This window comes from Lactiplantibacillus paraxiangfangensis (genome assembly GCF_036246185.1).
Classification (GTDB): domain Bacteria; phylum Bacillota; class Bacilli; order Lactobacillales; family Lactobacillaceae; genus Lactiplantibacillus; species Lactiplantibacillus paraxiangfangensis.
The window spans coordinates 26,525-51,788 of sequence record NZ_BTPW01000013.1 but is presented as its reverse complement, the minus strand read 5'-3'; the positions used below and the strand labels follow the sequence as shown (position 1 = coordinate 51,788).

Genomic DNA, 25,264 nt, shown 5'->3' with positions numbered 1-25,264 from the left:
TTTTTCGGAGGTCCTTTTACATGGCGACGATTGCGCTTGAAAATTTATCTTATACGTATTCATCGGCGCAGACGCCCATCTTTGAACACGTCACCGCTCAGTTTCCCGCCCACCAGTTCACCTTACTGACGGGGCCTTCTGGGACCGGTAAATCAACGTTACTGCAGTTAATTGCGGGCCTATTGTCGTTGCCAGCTGAACACGGCCAGATTCGTTATGACCAAACGCTTCTCAGCGCCATCCCCGCAACTGACCGCTCTAAGCGCGTCGCCATGATGTTTCAAAATCCTAACCAACAGTTCGCCATGGACACGGTTGAACACGAACTGATCTTCGCGTTAGAGAATCAACAAACCGATCCCCAAATTATCATGCACCGCCTCACGAGCGCCCTCGACTTTGTCGGTATTCGCGACTTGCAAAACCGGCTGCTCAGTCAGTTATCTGGTGGTGAAAAACAAAAAGTCGCCTTAGCGGTCATCGTTGCGATGGATAGCGACGTCATCTTGTTAGACGAACCGTTTGCGAGTGTCGATCCAATTGCTCGGGCCGGACTACTACGACGGCTGGTCGAATTGCGTGATCACCGCGGTAAAACCATTATTTTAGCCGACCACGATTACGCGGGCTACGATGAGCTCGTCGATCACGTGGTCCAAATTACGCCAGAACACCAATTGAAGGTGCTCCCCAAAGCAGACTGGGCGCAGTTATTTGCGGCCTTTCAACCGCAAGCGCTACCAGCGTGGCCGGTACCGTCAATTGATGAACAACCGTTATTTGACCTCCACCAGTTGGGCCTTAGTCAGGGCGAACACACCTTGCTGAGCCCTACCGACCTACAACTCCACGCCCACCACAACACATTAATTACGGGGGCAAATGGGACTGGTAAGTCTACCTTGTTCGAGGCCCTCGTGCGTTTAAACCGTTACGACGGCACCATTAACTATCAGGGTCGAGACATTCAAAAAATCCGGCGAAAACGCTACGCGCGGCAAGTTGCGTTACTATTCCAAGACGCCGAAGCTCAGTTTTTTAACATTACCGTGGCCGAAGAACTCGCACAGAGTCAAAAGTACGCGTACAGCGATTACTTTACGCCCGCGCGCATCCAAGCGGCCCTGACGCAACTTAACTTAGCGGGCCGCGATGATCAGGTCATTTATACTTTGAGCGAGGGGCAAAAGAAGAAGTTACAAATCTTATTGATGCTCATTATGCAGTCACCCGTCTTGTTAATGGATGAGCCGCTGAAGGGACTGGATTTAAAGTCCATTCACGCCCTCGTCGATCTACTCCAAACGACCTTAATGGAAACTCATCAGACTCTGATCATTATTAGTCACCAACTCACCGGGTTAACCCCGCTAATCGACTATCACCTGCGACTGGCTGATCACCGGTTACAATACGGGGGTGCGCCTCATGAATCCTAGTTTAAAATTATTGCTACTACTGATCGTGGCACTTGAAATTTCATTTACAAACATTGTCAGCTTAAACGTCGCACTAGTCGTTCTATCAATTATTTACTTACTTGCCTGCCGCGTTAAGCTCCGAACGCTCCTCTGGCTTTTAATTGTGCCGTTAATTCCGGCGATTGGGCTCTGGAGCACCCAGTACATCAACGGGACCGGGCAAAAGGAATTAATGGCGTGGGTTCTGTTCACACGTATCTATGCATTCGTCTTTACCGGTGCCACGCTGACCCTGACGACCGACGTCTTAGCCTTGGCTGATTCCTTAGAACAGAACTGCCATTTACCTTCTAAGTTCGCTTACGGGGTCCTGGCAGCTTACAACTTGGCCCCCAAAATCAAACACGAGGTCCAAGTCATTCGCGCCGCGGGCTTAATGCGGGGGCAGACCCTTTCATTTTGGTCACCCCAGCTTTACTTCAAAGCCATTTTAATCGCCATTAACTGGTCCCAAAACCTTGCCCAGGCCATGTCTTCACACGGTTTTGTGGAAGACGCACCCCGGACGCATTACCGTCAAATCCAGATACATCCCAGTGACTGGGTGATTTTGATTGGCGGCGTCTTGCTACTACAACTCGGCGTATTCGTTATGCCGTGGCGTTAATCTAAAAAAGTCTTACTAGCCACTTTCGTTCAAGTGGCTAGTAAGACTTTTTTAAACGTACAGACTGCTTTTCAAATCAGTGTGCTTTAGCTGCATCAATTTGTTGCTTAAGGGCCTGAATATCAGCCGTTTTAGCGTTCGGGTCAGCCATCATTTGGTCGTACTTGAATTGCAAGAGTGGGAGGTCAACCGACTGCTTGGGCGCCTGCACTTCCTTGTCCGGATCGACTAACTCGTGATCTTTAAATGCTAAGGTCCGGGTCGCCACGGCTTCCCTAAACGGATCATCATGGGAAACGAAAATGACCGTCCCCGGATAATGCTGTAAATAGTCCGCTAACGCGTCGAGGGCGTCAACGTCCAAATAGTTAGTCGGTTCATCTAGCATCAGCACGTTGTAGTCACCGACTAAGATTCGAACCAATTGTAGCTTGACCAGCTCGCCACCACTGAGTTCAGCGACCAGTTGCGGGTAAAAGCGGGCGGGTAACCCGAGCGCGCCCATCACGTTACGGACGGTCTGATCAGGTAAGTGACTCGCGGCCCGCACCGTTTGCCAGACGGTCAAATGACCATCTAAAGCCGTCATATCCTGATTGAAGACACCAACCTTCGCTGCGGGCGCCAAGGTTAATCCCGGTGTCTGACCCGCTAAAATGGCCTTTAACAAGGTCGTTTTGCCACTACCATTGGGGCCAACCAGCGTCACCCGTGATTGCGGTTTGATCTGAAACGTCGTTGATTTTAGTAACGTTTTGCCATATTCCACCAGCTGCATATCCAAGGCGGTCACGACTGCTTTCCCAGTAAAATGAGGAAAGTCCGTTGCCACCAACTTAAACCCGGTTTGCGTGAACGGTTTAGCCACCGTCGCTTCCCGTTCGCCACGTTCAACTAACTTTTTGGCGCTGCGGTCCATCTTTGCTGCCGTCGCTTCCCGCAACGACTTGGAGTTAGCACGTTCAGCCGCGGTTAATCGCTTGTTCCCTTTGCGGATACGTTGGGCCTTTTCGTGTCGCGCCTGGGTCGCCTTTTTCAAATCCTGAAGGTGCCGGGCTTGGCGCGTATACGCGGCTTCTTGGGTCACCAACTGTTGTTGCTCAATCGCATGGTAGTGCGCATAGTTACCCGGATACATCTTAAATTCCTGGTGAACGACGGCCCAAGTTGTCGTGGTCACCGCGTTTAACAATTGCCGATCATGTGAGATCAACAGTAAAATGCCCCTGAATCGCTTCAGTTTTCTGGCTAACCAATCCTGATGGGCTTCATCCAAATTCGATGACGGTTCATCCAAGATCAAAATTTCTGGGCGTTGGCTTAAGGCTTCGCGAACCCGAGCTAGCATGGCCTGACCCCCGCTTTGGTCAAAGGTCGGTGCAATCTGCGGCACGTACACTACCGGTGCATCAATGATCAGTTGGCCTTGATAGTCGTGATCCGTCCCCGTTAAAATGTGTGCTAACGTTGATTTTCCCGCCCCGTTGCGGCCAACGATTCCAATGTGGGCGCCATCCGACGCCGTTAAATCTTTAATCGTAAATAGCGGTCGGCCCGCCACTAATTTTTCAATATTCGTTAATTTTATTTCTGTCATATCAAAATCCCCTTTAACTCGTGGGATATTCGCGGTGTGCGTCCTAAATACAAACACAAAAAAAGCGTTCCCGAATCCGGGAGCGCTGGCATTTAGATTTCGCCAGCACCACTAATTAATCCCAAAAACGACAGTCCACCCCTTATTTATTGGGTCAATGACTGTTCAGTTACTAGAATTAATTAGTTGCGCATTGGCTGAAATCCTCCGTACTTTCATAAGTTGATTTATACAATAGCATGCTTAAAATAATTTTGCAACTAGCGCCGGTTGAATTCCGCCCTAACTTTCAGTAAACTTAAATCACTTTCTGAAAGTGGGTGTCATGTTTGAAAAAGGTCCTTGCCATTGCGGTTTTCGCCATGCTAGGTGGTGGCTTACGGGAGTTACTTAGCTTAATCGTGACTTGGCCCCAGCATTTTTGGATCACCGCCATTATTAATATTACCGGTGCCTTTATTTTGAGCTTAATTACGAGTCTCTTGCCAGCTCGAGTTTCCCTTTCAGAAGCCGTTATAACGGGTATGAGTGTTGGCCTGGTCGGTAGTTTTACGACCTTTTCAACTTTCACCAACGAAACGCTACAGATCTTGCAAAATGGCCATAGCGTTTTGGCGATTCTATATATCGGTGCCAGTCTCGGTTTAGGTCTGCTTGCCGGATTAGCTGGTAATTTACTCAGTGATCACTGGATGACAAGGGGGGCCGCCTGATGCTAACGCTCGTCTTATTAGCCGGCAGTGGCGCCGCAGTCGGGGCACTGTGTCGCTTCGGCCTGATGCGCCTTGCCCAACCACTAAACGTTCGGTGGCCGCTGCCCGTTGCCACCCTCTTTATCAACTTGACCGGTTCACTACTACTCGGCGTGGTCTTGACGCACCACTTACCGTTAAATTGGCAAGTCTTCTTGGGAACTGGCATTATGGGCGGCTACACGACCTTCTCTACCATGATTAACGAGATCGTCTTGCTTAGTCGTAACCATCACCAACCAACAGCCTGGTCCTATTTGGGCCTCAGCCTGCTAGGCGGACTTGGCTTGACCTTAATTGGCACTTTAATTTAAACTGAAAGGCAAAAAGCCATGTAGAAATATCAACTATTTCTGCATGGCTTTGCCATTACTATGGTCGAAACGTGGGATAAAAGGTAGTTTGTCCCACGCTATTATTTTAATTTTGAAACGGATTCGCCAATAAAGCAATTCCTCCGAGTGCCAAAACGGCCACGCCAATCCACAGCGCCATTTTAAGCAAGAATAACCCGATGATGACTGTAAAAATTAAACCGATTAATTTAAATCCAATTTTAAAGACAACTTTTAGTAACCAAAAACCAATCACTAAAGCAATCAAAAAACCGATCATTATAGCGCCCCTAAACCGGAGCTTCCCTCCTTACGGTCGACATTAACTGTCTTCTTAGCAAAAAGTCTAGCATGCTGCATTACGAACGCCTAGTGACTTGTCCCAAATTAACGGAAGCTTAATTAATCTTGTAACGCCGCAACCTGTCGAACCATCGCTAGCTCTTCATTGGTTGGAATTAACAAGACTTTGATCTTGGAATCAGTGCTACTGATGACGCCTTCTTGACCGGCATCGTTCAATTGTGGGTCCAATTTCACCCCAAAGATCCGCAACTCATCAATGATTTGTTGCCGCAACGGTGCGTTGTGTTCCCCAATACCCCCAGCAAAAATAATGGCATCGGCCCCGTTTAATTCCGTTAAATAGCTCCCAGCGTATTTAACGATCCGGTTAACAAAAATCTCAATGGCTAACTTCGCCCGCGGATTCGTCGCTGCTTGGGCCCGAATCTCACGCATATCGGGTGAAATCCCTGAGACCCCTAATAACCCAGATTCATTATTGAGCATCATCATAATTTCATTAGGGTCACTAATATTTTCAGCCTGCATTAAGAACGGTAAAATTGACGGGTCAACGTCACCGGCCCGCGTTCCCATCGTTACCCCGGTCAACGGTGTAAAGCCCATTGATGTATCGAAGGCCTTCCCATCTTTGACAGCGGCTAACGAGGCCCCGCTCCCTAAGTGTAACGTGACTAAATCAAGTGATTCCTTAGGTTGGCCCAATAGTTCAGCGGCCCGACCAGTCAAGTAACCGTGCGAGATGCCGTGTTCACCGTAGCGCCGAATATGGTACTTATTCGTCAACTCATACGGTAAGCTATAGATTGCATTCTTTTCAGGCAAATCGGTGAAGAATTGGCTGTCAAAGACGGCGTACTGCTTCACGTTTGGCAAAGCTTGGGCCATCGTCTCGATCCCTTTGGCTTCCATCGGATTATGCAGTGGTGCAAAATTACTCAGATCCTTGATAGCTTGTAAAACATCCGGCGTTACTTCGACGGCGTGTTTGAACGTTTCGCCACCCGCAACGACCCGGTGAGCGACCGCCGTAATCTCATCCAACGACTGAATGATGGCTAACCGTTGTAATTCCGTCAGCATCAACTTGGCCGCATGATTTTGATCCAAGTTATCAACCGTTGTTTCGTACTTCTGATGGTCACCATATTTAATTGTAAAAATCGAACCTGGCATACTGATTCGTTCAACCAAGCCACTAGCAACCACCGTTTCAGCGGGCATTTCAAATAATTTCCACTTCAACGATGAGCTACCTGCGTTAATAATTAATGTTTTTTGCATCTCAAAAATCACTCTCCCTCTAATAGAATACCGAACTTTTCTGAAAAATAGTGAACTAATTTTCAAGATGTATAATAAAACTAATCAAGTTTTACAGAAAGGAACTTCTCATGCCCGATATTACCGACGCTGAACTGGTGCAAAAAGGCCTTGCAAACCAGCTCCATCACACTAAAAAACAAATTGAATCTCTAAGTAAGGCCATCGACCACATGCCCGACGCAACCGAACTCCAAGTTAAGGGGACGTTGTTAAAAACGTATGCGAGTCAAATTGACGGCCACCATAATTTTGTCGAATTACCCGACTACCGTCAACCCGAAACAAAGTTAACGATCAAACTCGACGCGACTAAATCCATTATCGCCAACGCCGAAGACTACTTTCATCGCTATCGTAAGAGTAAACGCGGCCTAAATACGGTCATCCATAACCGTGAACTAGCCGAAGCTGAGTTGCAGCAACAACTCGCCCAGCAGGCCGCGTTTGATCCCACTGACCCTGACCAAGTGGCCCAATTAAAACAAAGCCTGATCGAACAGAGCGTGATTCACACCCAAGTTCTGCACTCATCTAAAGCACCCGAACCAGCCCATCCACGGCGGTTCCACACGCACGACCACGTTTTAGTCGAAGTCGGCAAGAATAGTTACCAAAACGACCACTTAACAATGACCGCACGGAAAGATTATTACTGGATGCACGCTGGCGGTGAAATTCCCGGCTCACACGTCGTCATTCACAGCACCAACCCGAGTGAGCGCACCTTACAAGAAGCCGCCGTTTTGACCGCCTATTACAGCAAGGGTAAGAAGATGCGCCGGGTTCCGGTCGACTGCTTGAAAGTTGGGCAAATGCGTAAGCCTAAGGGCGCTAAATCCGGCCTAGTGACGTTTAGCGGTCCGGCCCGGACAATTACGGTTAGTCCCGATCCCGAACTCGTTAACGAGCTCCGCGACCCCGAAAAATAGTCGTAAGTTGCTATCGTCTGGCCACTAAAAAAGTTGTTCAGCAACCCTGCTGGACAACTTTTTTATGATTTTGCGCCAAAATCGCGCTGGATTACAGACCCCTTATCTGATCTTCAGGATTAACGCTGCCACCACGACTCTTTCAAGAAATCAATGGCGGTAACGTCACTGAGCGCAATTTGGTTAACAATGCCGGCCTGCTGGTTCAAAAAGAGCGCCGACGCGTTGACGGCGGCAATTAGCCCACTCGGACGTTCGCCGTCCGCTAAGGTCAATCGCACCACACAATTTAATTCATAAGCTTGTAACAACGAAGCTTCAATTGGTTTCAGCTGTTCCATTCAGATCACCTCATCGAAAATAGTAGCTTAATCATAGCACACTTTTAGAACGTACGTTCGTAATAAACTATTACAATTTGATGACGTTGCTAGGACGGGATTTCCGGCATTTGAATGTTTTCACGTTAAAATCAATCACCCAGTTAACTACCCGAGTAACCGAACATTTTTAGAATCTGAACATCACATTGCACGTTTCGTGCGCTAACAAAAACCACGTACCAACATCCCTCGTCGAAGGGCCCGTTGATACGTGGTTTTTCTGATTGCACTAACTGATCAGTTCAGTCAATCACTATTTTTTCAAAATTTGTTTAATCGTTGCGACTTCTTCATCGCTGAACGTCAACTGTTTAGCGGCGTCCAAGTTTGCGTGTAGGTGATCAATACTGGTCGTCCCAATAATGACACTGGTAACGGCTTCAGACCGTAACAACCACGCTAATGCCATCTGAGCTAACGTTTGCCCACGGTTCTGTGCCACGGCGTTCAAGTCATTTAACTGCTTGACGACTGCATCGGTCCCGTTCGCTAACAAGTACTTGTTGGTCCGGTGAATCGGAAAATCAGCGGGAATCCCGTCTAAGTAACGCTGCGTCAGTAGTCCTTCTGACAACGGACCGTACGCGACTAAACCGGCCCCATTTTGCGCTAACAGGTCAATCAAGCCAGTCGTTTGGGCCGTTTCATGCAACATGTTATAAGAAAATTGGTTAACGGTAAACGGCGTGTGCATGTCCTTAAAGTAGCCGATCATTTCTGCGGTTTGGTCCCGGTCGTAGTTTGAAATGCCGACGTACATGGCCTTCCCTTGCCGAACAACTTGATCGAGGGCCTGGGCGGTTTCCTGTAAATCAATATCTGGATCTGGCCGGTGTGAATAGTATAAATCAACGTAGTCCAGATGCATCCGTTTTAAGCTACGGTCCAGTGAGCTAATCAACGTCTTGCGTGACCCAAAGGCGCCGTATGGTCCTGGCCATGCCGGGTAGCCCGCCTTCGTCGTAATCACTAACTCATCCCGGTAAGATTTTAAGTCGTCTTGGAAAATTTTCCCAAAAGTTTGTTCTGCCGACCCCTTAGATGGCCCGTAATTATTGGCGAGGTCAAAACTAAAGACCCCGTGATCAAACGCATCGAGCACAACTTTACGCGAATTAGCATAGGGTTGTTCGTCGCCAAAGTTACGCCATAATCCTAGCGAAACAATTGGTAACTGTAATCCAGTTCGACCAACCCGGCGAATCGGTAACTCATCATAGCGGGTACTTGCTGCTGAATATGTCATACTAATACCACCTCAAATAATTTTAGTTAACGGTTACATTATAACCTTAAACACAAAAAAGGCAGTCCTCGCAAGTCGCCAGGATTGCCTCACTTAGGAGTTTATATGTGATGTCTGCTGTTGCTGCCTGATTGATACGCCGTTTGAGGTAAGGAGCAACAGTGCGTGATTACCTCAAACTACTTTCCATTGTAGGCCGAAATCACGTATTCGTTAAGGGGCATTAAAAACTACTATGCCGATTATAGTAGCTCAAAAATTCCCGTTGCGTGGCTGCGTCCACCGTGATTTTAGTGACGCTGGTATTTTCCGGTTCCGGTAAGCTCATTGGGTCCTGCGGTTGCAACACGGCTAGCGCCATGGCTTTGACGGTAAAACCGTGGGTCACCACAATAATCTTGTCATCGGGATACTGTGCCGCCGTGGCTGTCAAAAAGGCTTGGGCCCGTTGAATCACGTGGTCAAACGTTTCGCCCGCCGTCGCCACCGTCACGTAAGTCGGTAAGACGTCTTTTAACAACGGATCAAAGTACTGCGGGTACGTTGCCAATAACTTTGCGTTATCTTGACCGTCCCACTGACCGTACGAGATCTCTAATAACCGCTCATCCGTGGTCAACGGTAAATCCCGCCCCCGGTTTAAAATTGCGGCCGTTGCTCGCGTTCGGTCCAGCGGGCTACAAATCAGTCGATCGGCAAAACTGATATCAAACGCCGCGTGTAACTCCTGTGCTTGCTGTTGTCCCACCTTATTTAGCTGGGTAATGGCCGTATTAATTGTGCCCTGTTTCAAATTTTGGGCGTTCGCCGTCGTTTGTCCGTGGCGAACGATGTAAAAAGTTGTCATGCCAAGCCTCCTGCAAAATTAAATATTAATGAATAACGCTTTTCTTTTCTTAATTATGGCATAATTTTTCTCATTTGTTGACTTGACAAAATAAGTTTCTCTTGATAAATTGTAGTCATTGAAATTAAGGAGTGAGTTTTATGACAATTAATCGTAATGCTAATTTAATCGTCTCCTCCTGGTCTACACACCCATCTGTGTTGGCCTAATTTCGCGTGAGCAAATCAAGCCCCAGCACGGATGTTCAATCACATTCGATGACGAGGGCGGTTATAATACTGATTAATTAACAGTCCTGGTAGTCGAATTGACTACGAGGGCTTTTTTATGGTCATTTGGTTAGTTACTAATTTGAAAGTGGGGATTTTTTTATGCCAACGTATAACTTTTCTGCCGGTCCAGCCGTCATGCCGAAACCGGTCATTGATCAGATTCAAGCTGAATTACCGTCGTTTCAAGACTCAGGAATGAGTATCATGGAAATCTCCCACCGCTCACAACTGTTTGAACAAGTCATCAACGACGCCGAACAAGATTTGCGCGACTTAATGCAAATTCCAGACAACTACCGCGTCCTCTTTTTCCAGGGTGGCGGGACGTTGCAATTTACAGCCGCACCGCTTAACCTAGCCACCGCCCATCACCACATCGGCCTACTTGATAGTGGGCATTGGGCCAGTCGGGCCGCTGATGAAGCCCGGCGAGTGGACACCCAAGTCGATATTTTAGCAACGGACGCTGATAACCATTTCACGGCGTTACCGCAACTACAAGGACCAGTCGACCAAAACTTAGACTACGTTCACCTTACCACGAACAACACCATTGAAGGAACGATGTACACAAAAATTCCAAATACTGGTCGCGTTCCGTTAGTCGCCGATATGTCATCTAATTTCTTGGGTCAGCCTTATAACGTCACCGACTTTGGGATGATTTTTGCCGGGGCTCAAAAGAATCTCGGTCCCGCCGGCTTAACCATCGTGATCGTCCGTGACGATTTAATTGGCCACGCCAAGAATCTGCCAAGCATGCTCGACTACCAGCTCTTTGCGGAGAAGCAGTCGATGTTTAACACGCCACCGGTCTTCGCCATTTACGCTGCGGGACTCGTCCTTAAGTGGTTGAAGACTCAAGGCGGGCTTGCCGCAATGGCTCAACGTAACCAGGAAAAAGCAGCCCGACTGTACGACTTCTTAGATCAATCTCAATTATTCACTAACCCGGTGAAAACTACCGACCGTTCCACGATGAACGTGCCGTTCGTGACGGACGACGCTGCGTTAGACGCCCAATTTATTGCTGGTGCCACGGAACGGGGTCTCTTAAACCTAAAGGGGCACCGGCTAGTCGGCGGGATGCGCGCCAGCCTGTATAACGCCATGCCACTGGCTGGCGTCGACGCCCTCGTTGATTATCTCGCTACTTTTGAAGCCACCCATGCTAAAGGAGTGTTGAATTAATGTATCAAGTTAAAACTTATAATGCGATTGCCCAAGCCGGGCTCAATACGTTCACTCAAAATTACAAACTAAACCAGTCCGAACATCCCGACGCCTACTTAATTCGTTCGGTCAATTTGCACCAACAGACCTTGCCAGAATCACTAAAAGTGATCGTCCGGGCGGGCGCCGGCGTTAACAACGTGCCCGTCGACCAAGCGACTGCCAACGGGACCGCCGTGTTCAACACCCCCGGCAGTAACGCCAACGCCGTCAAAGAACTGGTCCTTGCGCTGTTAATTATTTCTTCACGGAACTTGATGGCCGCGACCAGCTACTCCGCTAAACACACTGAAGCGGACGTTTCTCAGCGGACTGAACACGACAAAACGAAGTTTAACGGCACGGAACTGTTAGGTAAAACCTTGGCCGTGATTGGTTTAGGCCACGTCGGGTCATTAGTGGCTAACGCCGCGTTGACGCTCGGCATGAACGTGATTGGATACGACCCCTACTTGTCCGCCGATGCCGCTTGGAATATCGCCAAACAAGTTCAACGCGCCGCAACGCTTAAAGACGCGGTCAAACATGCGGACTACGTCACCGTGCACGTGCCAAAAAACGAAGACACCTTAAACCTGATTGGTCCCGATGAATTGGCGGCAATGCCTGACGGTGTCAACCTGTTCAACTACTCACGCATCGGGATCGTCAATAACACGGCGGCCGTGGCTGCGTTAGATGCGCACCACTTAACACACTACTACACCGACTTTGGTGAACCCCAACTGGCTGACCGCGATGACGTAACGGTTACGCCTCACATTGGCGGCTCCACGATTGAAGCGGAAGTCAACGGGGCGACCCAGGCCGCCAAGACGATCATGACTTATTTAGAAACCGGTAACGTCAAGTCAGCCATTAATTTGCCCGACCTAACCGTCCCGTTTAACGCCGCCTACCGTTTTACCGTGATTCACGATAATGTCCCTAACATGGTGAGCCAGATCACGTCTAAGCTGGCAGCTGCCAACTTGAACATCGCTACCATGGCGAACGCGGCTAAACGTCAAACGGCCTACACGATTATCGACGTCGACGCCTTAGACCATCAAAACAGCCAACAATTGATCACGGCACTCAACGCCATTCCAGCGGTGACCCGTGTCCGGCTGATTGCTAACGCCTAGTTTTTTCCAATTTGGATAAAAAACTTTCTAACCAAAGTGGCCCTATCAACCCTTGATAGGACTGCTTTTTGAGTGTTTTTGTTTAAAACATTAAAAATTAAATATTGATTTTAATCTGTTTTTAATGTATTCTCATTTTTATATCGTACATAGTCACTTGAGTAGGGGGCACTTATTTTATGAAATGGAAATTTTTAGCAACAGCAGCAGCAGTTACCGTCACAGCTGGTGGCTTATTGGTTGGTTGTGGTAGCAAGTCGGCAGATTCTAATGCAGCAAACGCGGGTAATACCACCGCTGGCATGGCCAAGACCCAGGTTTTAAATTGGTCTGAAAACGGGCAAGACATTACAACGCTTGACCCGTCAATGGCAACCGATGTTATTAGTGGGACCATGATCAGTAACTCGCAAGAAGGCCTGTACCGTTTAGGCAAAGACAGCAAGGTTACGCCAGGGATTGCAACGGGCACCACGATTTCGAAGGATAAGAAAACTTATACCTTCACATTACGTAAAAACGCCAAATGGAGCAACGGTGATAAAGTAACCGCCCAAGACTTCGTTTATGGTTGGCGCCGCACCGTTAACCCTAAGACTGCTTCTCAATACGCTTATTTGTATTCTGGCATCAAGAACGCTGATAAGATCACCGCAGGGAAGGCCAGTCCTTCTACTTTAGGCATCAAGGCGGACGGTAAGTACAAGTTGACCGTTACGCTGGAAAAACCAATGCAATACTTTAAACTCCTGATGGGCTTCGTGGTCTTCTTCCCACAAAACCAACACGCCGTTCAAAAATATGGCAAGCAATACGGGACTAGCGCCAGCAAGATGGTTTATGACGGGCCATTTAAGATGACTGGTTGGAAAGGGACCAACTCAACTTGGACCCTTGTTCGTAACACCGACTACTGGGACAAGAAACACGTCTACTTGACGAAGATCAACGACCAAGTGGTTAAATCAACCACGACCGCCTTTAACTTATTCCAGAGTGGCAAACTTGACGCTGCCGTCCTTTCTGGGCAACAGGTTAAAAATGAAAAGAACAACAGTAAGTTGGTTATCCGCAAGTCTTCACGTTTGAACTACCTTGAATTCAACCAAAAGAAGGTCAAGGCTTTGGCTAACACGAAGCTTCGTCAAGCGATGTCATTAACGTTAGACCGTAAACAACTCGTTAACGACGTCCTCGGTGACGGTTCCGTTACACCAAAGGGCTTCGTTACTAGCGGCTTAGCTAAGGATCCAACGACTGGCAAAGATTTTGCAACTGAAAATACCGTTGCTGATTCAGTCACACAGGATAACACCAAGGCTAAAAAGCTCTGGCAAGAAGGTCTCAAGGAAGTCGGCAAGAAGTCGTTGACCGTTACGTTAACGCACGATGATACCGATCAAATGAAGGCCATCTCCGAATACGTCCAAGGTCAATTGGAAAAGGAATTGCCTGGTTTGAAGGTCAACAGCGTTACCGTTCCTTATAAGACTCGGATCGCCCGTGAAACTGCTGGGAACTTCCAGTTGGTTATCTCCGCATGGCAAGCAGACTTCTCCGACCCAATCTCTGACTTAGGCATCATGACGTCTAAGAACGACTACAACTTTGGGAAATGGACAAACTCCGATTACGACAGTGCTATCAGCGCCGCTAATTCAACGACTAGCACCGCGACCCGTTGGGAACAACTTGCTAAAGCTGAAAAAACCATCGGTACTGATCAAGGCGTCGCCCCACTTTCTCAAAACGTCATTGCTCAGATGGTCAACCCTAAGTTGAAAGGGCTCGTTTACAACACAGCTGGTATCAACTACAACTTCAAGGGTGCTTACATGGCTAAATAAAGTCCAGCACACAACGATTTGATATTTAATAATAAGGTGTATTCACTCATCCGTTGTTCAGGATCGTGTGAATACACCTTATTTATTTTCAAAAATTAAACGGATTGCTACTATTAATTACGTACTTAGTTGATGAATCCTATTTTTTTAAAATCACACAAGCGGTCGCTTTTCATCAGTACCGCTAATTCACGAACAAGGAAGACCTATGCAAACTTATTTATTGCACCACCCCACCACTGACCAACTCGATCAACTTATGGCGATTTGGCTTCACGGCAACCTGAAGGCCCACCCATTTATCAAGGCTGACTATTGGCGTAAACAGGCGCCCGCCGTTCGGACCGCCCTGCCACAAGCACAACTGATCATCGCCACAACTGCTGAAAAAATTGTCGGTTTTATCGGATTACAAGGACACTACGTTGCGGGAATCTTCGTGCAGGCCAGTGCTCAACAACAAGGCGTCGGGACGGCGTTACTGGCCGCCGCCAAGGAATTGACCCATAAACTACAACTTTCCGTCTACGTCGCCAACCGACCCGCCGTGGCTTTTTATCATCACAGTGGCTTTCACGTTCACGAGCAACAGATTGACAAAGCTACGAATCAACCTGAATACACAATGCGTTGGCACCGCTAGCCATTGGCACGCTTTGATTATATTATTTGTAATCAAATTTATATATTTTAAGAATAATTTTTATTACGTATAAATATTGACAAGATTAAATTAACGGTGTTAAATTGACATTGAAAGCGTTTTACGAAACTGCTTTAGTTTGGTAAAAAGGAAGTGTCAACTTGAATATCGAACTATTTATTGCCCGCCGCAAAGCTTTGGGTTTATCCCAAAAAGCCTTAGCTGAGGGCATTTGTACCCAAGCCACCCTCAGCAAGTTTGAAAACAACGGCAAAGCGCCCGCAATTCGAATTGTGGCACAACTTTGCCAGCGCTTAAATCTCCAATTAGAAGATGTTTTCCCAACCGAACGAGTTGCTGACGCGGCGGTATTAAAAGTACTTGAAAAAATTGAATTTGATTTAATCACCAGTGAATATCGTGATGCAGAAACGTTATTGGCTAAAATTGCTGATGAACCCCGGCATGACCGTGAAACTAAGCTCCAGTATTGTTATTTGAAAGGATACGTGGCCGCTTTGAACCACCATCCGATCAGCGACGTCCTGTTCAACTTCGATCAAATCATTACCGATCTTGATGAGTCGCACACAACGATCTATACCCAGTTAGCTTATTGTGGCACCGGGATTGCTTATCAGTTTAACCACGACCCCAATAAAGCCCAGTACTACTTTGAAAAAGTTCGGCACGCTTTGCCAAACCTGCCCTTAGAAACCACGGCAAGCGTTTGGCGAGTCATTAATCTGGCCTACTATACGGGTAACTTTTACGCTAGCATCGATCAGCCGACTCAAAGTTTGAAGCTGTTAGATTACGGCATTAATATCTGTTCCCGTTTTCACGTGACCTACTACGCCGCCTGGATCAAGTTTTTACAAGCACAGCTCATCGGCGAACCAACCAAGGTTAAAGAGTACCTGAACGATGCAACTGCCTTTGCACGTATCAACAATAACAAGCAATTACTTAAGAAAATTTCAAGTTATTCAAGTTCAATTTAAGAACCCGGCAAAATAATTGCATTTGTTTAGTTAATCACCTAAACTTGCAAGTATCAAAGACGTGGTTTGAACAAGTAAGGAGGGGCTGTCCATGTTATTAGCAGGTCTTTTAGTCGCAGCCGGCTTAGCGGCCGTTGCTGGTATTGCTGCCAGTAATCGCGTACCCGCTGCCCAACCAGTCAGAATCAAACACGATCAACGTAATCCGCAAAACCGTCGTTAGGCTGACCGTCATCAAAACAAAACGCTTAGCAAATCTCAAGTAAGATTTGTTAAGCGTTTTAGTTTGTAACTGGCTTTGTCAGCGATTTAGCGTTCGCTCTGCCATTAGTATAAGTAATAATTATACCCAATTAACTAACCGGCTGTTATTTAGGCGTTTTTAACCTTTTTAATTCCTTTAGTATTATAATTAATTATGTTCAGTTTAAATAGTTACCTGGGGTTAATCGCTAAATTTGAGCTGGATTCCATCGGGACAGTAATTGTCCCAGGAGCCTTTTTCAAACTAAAACAGCCCCTTAACCGATAACTGTTTTTTATAGTCTTTTTAGCTAGTTGCCGTTTGTTTTCAATTATCAAAAAAGTTGACGCCTGTTCTTATTCGTCCGGTTTATAGTTTAAAGGGGTTAACTTTAAATTCGTCGCAGCCACGGATATTCTTCTAAAACCGCGTGGATTCAACCAATATTCAGCTTTTTAGACCACTATTTCATTTATCGGTTGATATATGACACCACCTTAACCGATAATTAATTTTTATACACAACTTCTGTCGATTTTAATTCATAAGCTTAAAGACTTTAATTTATGAATTATCATTATAAAATTCATTTATCCGTTGAGCACCTTAACTTTAAGGCCGGTTTTTATCTAATTTTCGCTTTATTAGCTTGATTTGCTGATATTTAAGACTTAAAAATGAATTATTATCCAACAACACCTTAACTAATAAGCCAAAGCTATGGCTTAAAAGGCTAAATCCCATTGCAACAGCACCTAGACCAATCAATGATTTTGGTATTATTAATAATCATTATAGTTTCAACACCTCAACTATTATCGTTGACAGCACCCAATCATTACGATTATGATTAACGGTACCACTTTCGAATCGTTAATCATGTTATGATTAACTTGTCATATGATAAGTCTATTTGATAATCATCTTCGGGTTGAGGCCTGCTTATTTGTGATTATTAATCGCTAAAACAACATTAATAATTTTTATGGAGGCTACATTTTCATGAATATTAAGGATCTGTACTATTTCAACGTCTAATTAGTACACAAAGTTATACGCAAACGGCGGCCGATTTTCATGTAAGCCAGCCAACCATTTCGCAAGCAATCAAGCGTCTCGAACGGCATTTCCAAACAACGCTCTTCTTTCGTCAAGCTAAGACCAAGGCGCTAGTGCTAACGCCTAGTGGTCAACAACTCTTATTAGCCGCTAACGATATTATCTCTAACTGGCAGCACGTCAATGAATCGATCAGCCACTTGCGTCAACATACGCTGCGGCTCGGCATTGAACCTTCTGTCAGTGAACATTACTTACCGGCCCTGACCAAGCCGATTTTGGAACAAGACTTACTTAGTAGCGTCCATACCGTTGAAATGGGTGCTAACCAACTGGTCAAACAGGTTTTAGGTGGCCAACTCGATTTGGCAATCAGCGGTAACTTGGATCAAACTTTGGACGAACGGCTAGCGGTCACCCCACTACGCCCATTTAAGTTCAAAATCCTTGCCAGTCCTGAACACCCACTAGCAAAAATGGAACACCCAACGTTTGAAGAGGCTTTAAAATCACCTTTTGTTATTTTAAACGCCACTTACCTAAACAAGTTAGTCTTCCATCAATTAGCTGAACAACTCTCCATTAAACCCCAAGTGCTCTTTGAATCCGATAGTAGCACGCTTGTCAGTGGGCTAGTTCAAGAAGACTTAGCCCTTGGTTTTGTCTCGGACATCACTGCCCCAGCACAAAGCGACTTGGTCGAAATTCCAATTGAAGATGTTCAAGTTCCAAGTGTTCATATCAATTTGATTCGCCGGGCCCACCAATTTCCAATCGGCTTATTCAAACAAGTCATGGATATTATCGAAAAAACTTTCGAGGCCGATGAAGCCGTTCAAGAACAATAATTTAACATCAAAAAATCGTGCGTTCAGAATCATTATGACAATTCTGAACGCACGATTTTTAGTTTCCATTGCAAGGTAAACATTAACACCAATGCCATGAAAATTAGCCGCTCCGTCGGACAGAATCGGTGTGCTGTGAGGGACAGCCTTAGCCGAAGTGCAGTCTGAGGCCTCACTTCAAAGCCGATAGCCCACGTCTTTGAAGTGCCCCGCAATATTAGCCGGCTAAGGGACGCCGACCAATATTGCCGCCACTGCACACCAATCCTGTCCGCCTGCGCTAAACATGGTTCTTCTGTTACTGAAAATCTAAATTTTCCGAATACTCGGAGGTCGCCACTGATAACATCGGTCGTGATGGTGGTGTTGGCCGATTATTTTTCGGCCTTACACCACGGACGGTCCGGAACAGCTGTCATTCAAAGATTGCTCCGGGCGAGGGTTAAGACCGCTCCTCAGGCTTAACCCGGTCCCACGACTGCGTGTTATCAGTGGCGGCCGGATTAAATATTCAGGCCAAGATTTTATTTTTTAATAATAATAAACCTTAGCTTCGTACGCGCGTAACGTATCGCCGTGGTCATCATCGTAATTACTGATGAGTAACTTGGCATCCGCTGGTAGCTGTTCGAAGTGACGCGTTTGAGTTTCCGGCGTGAAATTACAGATGACTAGTAAGGTCTGATTATTCGTTTGACGCGTATAAGCATAAACCGAGGCATCGTCAGCTAATAACAACTGATACTTACCCGTAGTGATAACCGGTAACTGGTGACGTAGCCTGATTAAGTGCTGATAGAAGCTAAACGTCGAATTAGGGGTCACCTGGGCAGCCTCTGCGTTGATGTGGTTATGATTGGGGTTAACACGGGCAGCCACGGCTTAGCAGTCGAGAAACCGGCGTTTAACGCCCGATTCCACTGCATCGGTGTTCGCGCGTTATCCCGGGAACAATTGGCCAAATAACGCAACATTGTATCCGCCGAAAGCACGCCCTCTTCATCCACGAAATGGTGATAAGCGTTGATTGATTCCAAATCTTGGTAATCGGATAGCTTGGTGAAATGGGCATTAGTCATCCCTAACTCTTCACCCTCGTAGATATAAGGCGTCCCTTGTAAGAAGTGCAGCAAAGTCGCCAGCATCTTAGCAGAACGTTGCCGGTAAGCTGGCCGTTCGTCACCAAACCGGGAAACAATCCGGGGTTGATCATGATTATTCCAATAGAGACTATTCCACGCGGTGCCATGTAACCCGTTTTGCCATTTAGTCATCGACTGTTTGAGATCAACTAACTTGACGGGCTGATCATTCCACTTACCTAATTGTGGATTAGGATTGCCATCTAGACCCATGTGTTCAAATTCAAACACCATGTTCAGTTCATGTTCGTTTAATCCTGCGAGCTGTTGTGCGTCGCTTACAGTAGCGTTCGGCGTCTCACCGACCGTGATTAAATCGTGACCCGCAAAGACTTGCTTATTCATTTCCTGTAAATATTCATTCAAACGAGGACCGTTAGCGATAATTGGACCAATGTCCGCGTACGGTTCACCGTCGTTAGGCTGACCGTCCGCAAAGCTGGCGGGTTTGGAAATCAAGTTGATGACGTCGAGGCGAAACCCATCGACACCTTTATTGACCCAAAAATTCATCATGTCGTAGACGGCCTGCCGTAATTTTGGATTTTCCCAATTCAGGTCAGGTTGTTCCACGGCAAATGAATGCAGATAGTACTGTTGACGACTCTCGACGTATTCCCAGACGGAACCGCCAAAGAAGCCACCCCAATTATTGGGCGCGTGACCATCGACCGGATCACGCCAAATGTAATAATCGGAATACGCATTATCACGGCTCTTAGCACTCTCTTTAAACCACTTATTCTGATTAGAAGAGTGGTTGACCACGATATCCATCATGATCTTTAAGCCCTTCTCGTGGGCAGTCGCTAAAAGCTGATCAAAGTCAGCCATCGTGCCGAATTCCGGGTTAATATCGTAATAGTCACTGATATCATACCCGTTATCAACACCCGGTGACCGGTAGATTGGGTTGAGCCAAATCACATCGGCCCCTAACCGCTTCACATAGTTCAGACGTTGTGTAATCCCGGGCAAGTCACCGATACCATCACCGTTTGAATCTTGAAACGAACGGGGATAAATTTGATAAACGACGGCTGATTGCCACCATGGATTAGTCATTACTATCACTCCTTAAATTTTTATACTGGCGTACGCTTTAATTCGTTATTTTAAACCGCTTACACTTACGGCTATTTTATCATTATACCTATACTTAAGTACCGCCTATCAGCCAATCCTTAACGGTTATTTACCCTATTTATCAACTATCTGGCATCCCCACGACTAGCCATTTTAAAATTAATAAATTTATTCGTTAGTTGACGTTTCAAATCAAGCATGCTATCATCACACAATAATCAAATAACGAACGATAACCCTACTCTCAAGTAGCGGATTAGCTGTGTGTCAGGAAGTCGGTGGTTGCTGCGAACCGATCAGGCTAATTACGATGAAATACGGTAGGCACAGTCCGGGTACGCCCGGCGGATAATAACTAGACCCGTTAACTGCTAGTGAGTGGAGCCGATTTTGCGGCTCAAGCTGGGTGGTACCACGGTCTAATCAATCGTCCCTGTTGCAATAATTGCAACGGGGACGATTTTTTTATACCCAAATAAAAGGAGTGTTTATTTATGGAAAATTCAAAACGGTGGCGGCCAGTCCACCTACCAGAAGCCTTAGCCGTCTTACTCATCATGTTAGCAATTATGGGACTCGGCGTGATTAAATTCGGACTCTCACCACAGACTCCCGTCATCTTAGTCATTGCCCTCGTCATTCTTTGGGCACGCATTCGGGGCGCCCACTGGGACGACATTCACGGTGGCATTGTCGACGGTATCAAGACCGGGATCATCCCCATCTTTATTTTCTTATTAATCGGGGCGTTGATCAGTGTCTGGATTGCTGCCGGAATCATCCCTTCCATGATGGTCTTTGGCTTTAACCTGATCTCCGTGAAATGGTTCGTTCCGTCCGTCTTCCTCGTCTGCGCCATCATCGGAACGTCAATCGGGAGTGCCTTCACCATTATCTCGACCATCGGGATTGCCTTATTCGGTATCGGAACCACCATGGGCATCGACCCAGCGTTAGTGGCCGGTGCGATTATCTCCGGCGCAATTTTTGGAGATAAAACCTCCCCACTGTCCGATTCAACTAACTTAGCGTCAGCCATCGCTGAAAGCGACCTGTTCAGTCACATCCGTAACTTAATGTGGTCCACGATTCCCGCCTTCATCGTCTCCTTGATTTTGTACACCGTTTTAGGAACGGGTGCATCGACGGGCAACAACCTGGGCAAAATCCAAACGACCTTAACGGTGCTGAACCAGAACTTCACCATCAGTTGGTGGGCCGCTCTACCACTCGTTGTCATGTTTGCGTGCGCCCTGCTTAAAATTCCAGCCATCCCAACCTTACTGATGAACATCGGCTTAGCCATCGTCATGATTTTCATTGAACAACCCCACATTGCACTGAGCAAAATTGCCGGTATGATTGAAACTGGCTTTGTCGCTAAGACGGGCAACGCCAGCGTTGACGCCCTCCTATCACGGGGCGGCATTAGTGCCATGATGGGAACCGTTTCACTCATTTTACTGACGCTCTCACTGGGTGGCTTGTTAATGAAATTCAACTTAATTCAAACGGCCATGGTCCCACTAGCTAAACGTTTAAAGGGCACCGGTGCAACCGTCACCGCGGCCATCTTAGCCGGAATCGGGGTCAATATCTTTGTCGGTGAACAATACCTCTCCGTTATTCTGCCGGGTAAAGCATTTAAATCGACCTTTAACCAGCGGGGGCTAGCAAACTTAGCCCTTAGCCGGGTACTGGAAGATGGTGGTACGGTGATCAACTACCTCATTCCATGGGGCGTTGCGGGAGCCTTTGCCGCTAACACGCTTGGCGTTTCAACGCTGGCTTACTTGCCATTCTGCTTCTTTAGCCTATTATCGCCGATTTTCTCAATCATCAGTGGCTTCACTGGTGTGGGACTCAAACGTCAAACGCCTGTTACCAATCAAAGCAACTAAAAACACTTCTTTTATTATTGACTAAACACAAACCGGAAAGTAATGGTGCCCGCTTGTGATTTCAACAGGTTCCCCGCTACAATTAAGCGAAAGCATGCTTTTGCCAAGGAGGGGATAATCACAGACAAAAAATGGCGAACCATGTAGAAAAGAATGCCAATCTTCCCACAGAGAGTAAGTATGGAGGTGGCTGGCTTGGCAATGCTTAAATCTAGTGATATGGCATCATATTTGCACGTTGGAAAAATTTCATGATTCGCGATACAGATTTGCCGGCAAATCAGCGTTATTTATACTAAAACATCTGTATCTAACCCACTAACCTCGCTAATACCAAAAGAGATTATTCTCGGTGGCTAAATCACTGACATTGGTAAAGGCCTAAACTATAATTGAAAGTGTGATTATAAACTAAAAAATGACACTGATTTGGTAGGTGATGATGCTGATGATTCGAACACAAAAAGTAAGACTTTATCCCAACCGCCATATGAAAAAAGTGCTGGATAGTCTTTGTGATTACCGGCGGTATTGTTGGAACGAAGGGTTGGCTACTTGGAATGACATGTATGATTTGAACACACTTGATTCAAGTAGTCCCCACCCTAGTGCTTACTCAGTTCGGAATGAATTAGTCGCAAATAAAGCTGATTGGCAGTATGAGTTGTCAGCGCGTACTTTGCAGCTTGCAATTGCTGATTTGGGGAATGCTTGGCAGAACTTCTTTGATAAGGCAAAGCCTGATTGGGGTAAACCCACATTTAAATCAAAAAGGGTAACTCGGCAAGGCTTTAAAACTGACCGAGCTAAAATTGTCGCTGGTAAACTTCATTTGGACAAGCCACGTGGTACCAAATATTGGTATGACATTAGGATTAGCAAACATACCGATTTGTCAGGCATTTTAAAAGTGGTCAGTATTTACCGTGAAAATGGCAAATACTGGGCTAGTCTTCCTTTAGAAGTTGAGCTTGATGCCAAGTCAAAAACTGGTTATAATTCAGCCGTTGATGTGAATGTCGGCCATTTAAATTACACGGCTGGTGTTATTAATACTCTGCCAAGACGGTTACGTAAGTTGTATCAGCAAATTAAGTTTTACCAAAAGAAGCTAGCTCATAAGCGAGTCATGAATGGAAATAAAGCAACTAGGAGCAGACGTTACATTGCAATGAGAGCCAAATTGCAGCGTAATTACCGCAAAGTTACTAATATCCAGCATGACATCATGCAAAAGTTTACGACGAAACTCGTCAATGATTACGACAAAATTGTGATTGAAGACTTGTTCATTAAAGATATGCAGATGAGCCACGTTGCTTCTAAAGGCTTACAACGCTCGATGTTTGGCTACTTTCGGCGGATATTAACTTATAAGTGCGAATGGTACGATAAGGAGCTGATACTAGCGGATCATCAGTATCCTTCAACACAGCGCTGTTCAGAATGCGGTCATATCAAATCTGGAAGCGACAAAATTACACTGCAGGGTAATGTGACACATCAAACTAAACATAGTGAATATGTTTGTTACAGTTGTGATGCAGTGCTCGATTGTGATGAAAACGCCGTTGCTAATTTACTAGCTTTAATCTAAAAATTAATAATTTAACGGGGCTGGCTAAAGCCCTTAAGCTGTCATAGTTGGTCAATGTGATTGCTCCCTGATGGAACATCGGAATACCGACGTCATAACGGCAGCAAGTAAAATTAAGAAAGGAACTATGTAACCTTTCTAAATGTAGAAATCAGCAATGATTTTCTACATTTCTCCATATTTTGCATAGCAGGGGATTTGAGATGCTTGCATATGGTTATCGTAAATTTGGGGGACCCGCCGTTTTTGAAACGATTACTCAACCGGTGCTTGAACCAGCTAATAATCAAATTACTATTGAAACACTCGCTGTCAATTTGAACGACCAGGACCGTCGCGAACGTCTAGGCACGGGAACCGACTTAGTTTTACCAACCATTCCTGGACACGACGTCGTGGGCAAGGTGCTCAAAGTCGGTCCCGGGGTAACGGGGCTGGATATTGGGACACTCGTGGCGGCCCACGCCCAGCACACTTACGCTGAGCAAGTCACGCTAGATAGTGACTTAGCCGTGACGGTACCAAACGATGTCACTCCCGCACAAGCAGCCAGTTTAATTACGCCGGGAATCATCGCTTACAAAGCCGTCCGTTACTTTGCAGACGTCCAGAAGGATCAGACCGTCATCGTCCAAGGTGCCGGCAGTATGGTCGGAATGTTAACGATCCAGTTGGCGCAACGGCTAGGTGCAAACGTCATTGCCATTGCCCCGTCACACTTTACTGATAAGTTAACCGCACTCGGGGTCGAACAAGTTGTCGCGCCCGACCGTCAAAATCCGGTCCACGTTTTAGCAGACCGGGGCGACGTGATTATCAATGTCAGCCACGACAATACGAATGGTAAAGATGAGCTTGCAATGGCAAAGTTTAACGCGACCATCGCATCGTTTGCGACCCACCTGCCCGCAACTAGTAAGTCGATCCGGTTCCAGGTGCTGCACCCGACGAATGTGATTTCGGATCAGGCCACCTTGCAGATGCTATTCAAGTTACTCCGAACGGGGCAGTTAACCGTCGACATTGCGCAGCAACTACCCTTCACGTTGGACGGCTTCATTCAGGGGCATACGTTGCTGGATGAACCGTACAGCGGCCAATTAATTGTCGCTAAATAGTCATTTCCAAATAGAATCAGCTTGCAAGGTCGTATTCGATCCTACAAGCTGATTTTTTTGCGTTCTTTAAACTAAAGGTTGAAACGTCTAAAATCGCTATTAACAACGTAGCAGCAGCGATAGTCACTCCTAAATTATCCGCTTCGTCGGGTAGTAGGACTGTATTTAGCGCAGTCAGTCAGCGTTGGTGTGCTGTGTCGGCAACATCAGCCGGGGTGCTTGGCCGGCTGGATGTTGCGGGGAGATTTCAAGACGTGGGTCATCGGCTTGGAATCGAGGGAGCAGACCGCACTATGGCTGCGACCGACCCCACAGCACACCGACGCTGACTGAC

General features: G+C 46.5%; 21 protein-coding genes and 2 pseudogenes. 16 read left to right on the top strand and 7 right to left on the bottom strand.

Annotated elements, in window-relative coordinates; translation table 11 throughout:
- Nucleotides 1-20: 20 nt before the first annotated feature.
- Nucleotides 21-1,439, top strand: coding sequence for an ATP-binding cassette domain-containing protein (locus tag AAA939_RS08710; protein WP_338209624.1), 1,419 nt, complete (start codon nucleotides 21-23; stop codon nucleotides 1,437-1,439).
- Nucleotides 1,429-2,088, top strand: a complete 660-nt coding sequence (locus AAA939_RS08705; RefSeq protein ID WP_338209622.1) for an energy-coupling factor transporter transmembrane component T family protein — start codon at nucleotides 1,429-1,431, stop codon at nucleotides 2,086-2,088. Before AAA939_RS08710 ends, AAA939_RS08705 begins: the two co-directional genes overlap by 11 nt.
- Before the next feature lie 76 nt (nucleotides 2,089-2,164).
- Here the strand turns inward: AAA939_RS08705 and AAA939_RS08700 are convergent, their stop codons facing one another.
- Nucleotides 2,165-3,685, bottom strand: a complete 1,521-nt coding sequence (locus AAA939_RS08700) for an ABC-F family ATP-binding cassette domain-containing protein (protein ID WP_338209620.1) — start codon at nucleotides 3,683-3,685, stop codon at nucleotides 2,165-2,167.
- Nucleotides 3,686-4,014: 329 nt separating this feature from the next.
- Between AAA939_RS08700 and AAA939_RS08695 the strand changes: the two genes are divergently transcribed.
- Both AAA939_RS08695 and AAA939_RS08690 read left to right on the top strand, forming a co-directional pair.
- A complete protein-coding gene (locus AAA939_RS08695; RefSeq protein WP_338209618.1) occupies nucleotides 4,015-4,398 on the top strand; it encodes a fluoride efflux transporter FluC in 384 nt (127 codons plus the stop codon).
- The gene (locus AAA939_RS08690) at nucleotides 4,398-4,751 is read left to right on the top strand and encodes a fluoride efflux transporter FluC (RefSeq protein WP_338209616.1); all 354 of its coding nucleotides are present in this window, start codon (nucleotides 4,398-4,400) and stop codon (nucleotides 4,749-4,751) included. The genes AAA939_RS08695 and AAA939_RS08690 overlap by 1 nt, the downstream gene beginning before the upstream one ends.
- Before the next feature lie 106 nt (nucleotides 4,752-4,857).
- Here the strand turns inward: AAA939_RS08690 and AAA939_RS08685 are convergent, their stop codons facing one another.
- Nucleotides 4,858-5,052 carry a small multidrug resistance protein gene (locus tag AAA939_RS08685; protein WP_338209614.1) on the bottom strand — a complete coding sequence of 65 codons (195 nt, stop codon included), beginning with the start codon at nucleotides 5,050-5,052 and terminating at the stop codon, nucleotides 4,858-4,860.
- Nucleotides 5,053-5,174: 122 nt separating this feature from the next.
- Nucleotides 5,175-6,362: an acetate/propionate family kinase gene (locus AAA939_RS08680; protein ID WP_338209612.1), complete on the bottom strand. Its 1,188-nt coding sequence runs from the start codon at nucleotides 6,360-6,362 to the stop codon at nucleotides 5,175-5,177.
- A gap of 71 nt (nucleotides 6,363-6,433) precedes the next feature.
- On the opposite strand from AAA939_RS08680, the gene AAA939_RS08675 reads away from it, so the two are divergent.
- Nucleotides 6,434-7,333 (top strand): NFACT RNA binding domain-containing protein, encoded by a 900-nt coding sequence (locus AAA939_RS08675; RefSeq protein WP_338230851.1) that lies wholly within the window; start codon nucleotides 6,434-6,436, stop codon nucleotides 7,331-7,333.
- Between the two features lie 119 nt (nucleotides 7,334-7,452).
- On the opposite strand, the gene AAA939_RS08670 is transcribed toward AAA939_RS08675, so the two are convergent.
- The 3 genes from AAA939_RS08670 to AAA939_RS08660 form a co-directional block, all read right to left on the bottom strand.
- Nucleotides 7,453-7,674, bottom strand: a complete 222-nt coding sequence (locus tag AAA939_RS08670; protein WP_338209611.1) for a hypothetical protein — start codon at nucleotides 7,672-7,674, stop codon at nucleotides 7,453-7,455.
- Between the two features lie 295 nt (nucleotides 7,675-7,969).
- Nucleotides 7,970-8,962: an aldo/keto reductase gene (locus AAA939_RS08665; protein WP_338209609.1), complete on the bottom strand. Its 993-nt coding sequence runs from the start codon at nucleotides 8,960-8,962 to the stop codon at nucleotides 7,970-7,972.
- 223 nt (nucleotides 8,963-9,185) lie between these two features.
- Nucleotides 9,186-9,809 carry a histidine phosphatase family protein gene (locus AAA939_RS08660; protein WP_338209607.1) on the bottom strand — a complete coding sequence of 208 codons (624 nt, stop codon included), beginning with the start codon at nucleotides 9,807-9,809 and terminating at the stop codon, nucleotides 9,186-9,188.
- Between the two features lie 371 nt (nucleotides 9,810-10,180).
- On the opposite strand from AAA939_RS08660, the gene serC reads away from it, so the two are divergent.
- From serC to AAA939_RS08620, 8 genes and pseudogenes are all read left to right on the top strand, one after another.
- Nucleotides 10,181-11,272: a 3-phosphoserine/phosphohydroxythreonine transaminase gene (gene serC / locus AAA939_RS08655; protein ID WP_338209605.1), complete on the top strand. Its 1,092-nt coding sequence runs from the start codon at nucleotides 10,181-10,183 to the stop codon at nucleotides 11,270-11,272.
- Complete coding sequence (locus tag AAA939_RS08650; protein ID WP_338209603.1) at nucleotides 11,272-12,441, top strand: 3-phosphoglycerate dehydrogenase family protein; 1,170 nt, start codon at nucleotides 11,272-11,274, stop codon at nucleotides 12,439-12,441. Before serC ends, AAA939_RS08650 begins: the two co-directional genes overlap by 1 nt.
- A gap of 179 nt (nucleotides 12,442-12,620) precedes the next feature.
- Nucleotides 12,621-14,288 (top strand): peptide ABC transporter substrate-binding protein, encoded by a 1,668-nt coding sequence (locus AAA939_RS08645; RefSeq protein WP_338209601.1) that lies wholly within the window; start codon nucleotides 12,621-12,623, stop codon nucleotides 14,286-14,288.
- Nucleotides 14,289-14,496: 208 nt separating this feature from the next.
- Nucleotides 14,497-14,931: a GNAT family N-acetyltransferase gene (locus AAA939_RS08640; RefSeq protein WP_338209599.1), complete on the top strand. Its 435-nt coding sequence runs from the start codon at nucleotides 14,497-14,499 to the stop codon at nucleotides 14,929-14,931.
- A gap of 161 nt (nucleotides 14,932-15,092) precedes the next feature.
- Entirely contained in the window at nucleotides 15,093-15,935 is an 843-nt protein-coding gene (locus AAA939_RS08635; RefSeq protein WP_338209597.1) for a helix-turn-helix domain-containing protein, read from the top strand.
- 91 nt (nucleotides 15,936-16,026) lie between these two features.
- Entirely contained in the window at nucleotides 16,027-16,158 is a 132-nt protein-coding gene (locus AAA939_RS08630; protein ID WP_338209595.1) for a hypothetical protein, read from the top strand.
- Between the two features lie 1,058 nt (nucleotides 16,159-17,216).
- A pseudogene (locus AAA939_RS08625) lies at nucleotides 17,217-17,312 on the top strand (helix-turn-helix domain-containing protein); the annotation flags it as partial.
- 39 nt (nucleotides 17,313-17,351) lie between these two features.
- The gene (locus tag AAA939_RS08620; RefSeq protein ID WP_338209593.1) at nucleotides 17,352-18,086 is read left to right on the top strand and encodes a LysR substrate-binding domain-containing protein; all 735 of its coding nucleotides are present in this window, start codon (nucleotides 17,352-17,354) and stop codon (nucleotides 18,084-18,086) included.
- Between the two features lie 531 nt (nucleotides 18,087-18,617).
- On the opposite strand, the pseudogene AAA939_RS08615 reads toward AAA939_RS08620, so the two are convergent.
- Nucleotides 18,618-20,293 (bottom strand): annotated as a pseudogene (locus AAA939_RS08615) (glycoside hydrolase family 13 protein).
- 515 nt (nucleotides 20,294-20,808) lie between these two features.
- Here AAA939_RS08615 and nhaC point away from each other — a divergent pair.
- The 3 genes from nhaC to AAA939_RS08600 all read left to right on the top strand — a co-directional run bounded on the left by nhaC (nucleotide 20,809) and on the right by AAA939_RS08600 (nucleotide 24,930).
- Complete coding sequence (nhaC, locus tag AAA939_RS08610; protein ID WP_338209589.1) at nucleotides 20,809-22,215, top strand: Na+/H+ antiporter NhaC; 1,407 nt, start codon at nucleotides 20,809-20,811, stop codon at nucleotides 22,213-22,215.
- A 448-nt stretch (nucleotides 22,216-22,663) separates the two neighbouring features.
- Entirely contained in the window at nucleotides 22,664-23,812 is a 1,149-nt protein-coding gene (locus AAA939_RS08605; RefSeq protein ID WP_338209587.1) for an RNA-guided endonuclease InsQ/TnpB family protein, read from the top strand.
- A 203-nt stretch (nucleotides 23,813-24,015) separates the two neighbouring features.
- On the top strand, nucleotides 24,016-24,930 hold the full coding sequence (locus AAA939_RS08600; RefSeq protein ID WP_338209585.1) for an NADP-dependent oxidoreductase: 915 nt from the start codon (nucleotides 24,016-24,018) through the stop codon (nucleotides 24,928-24,930).
- Nucleotides 24,931-25,264: the final 334 nt, after the last annotated feature.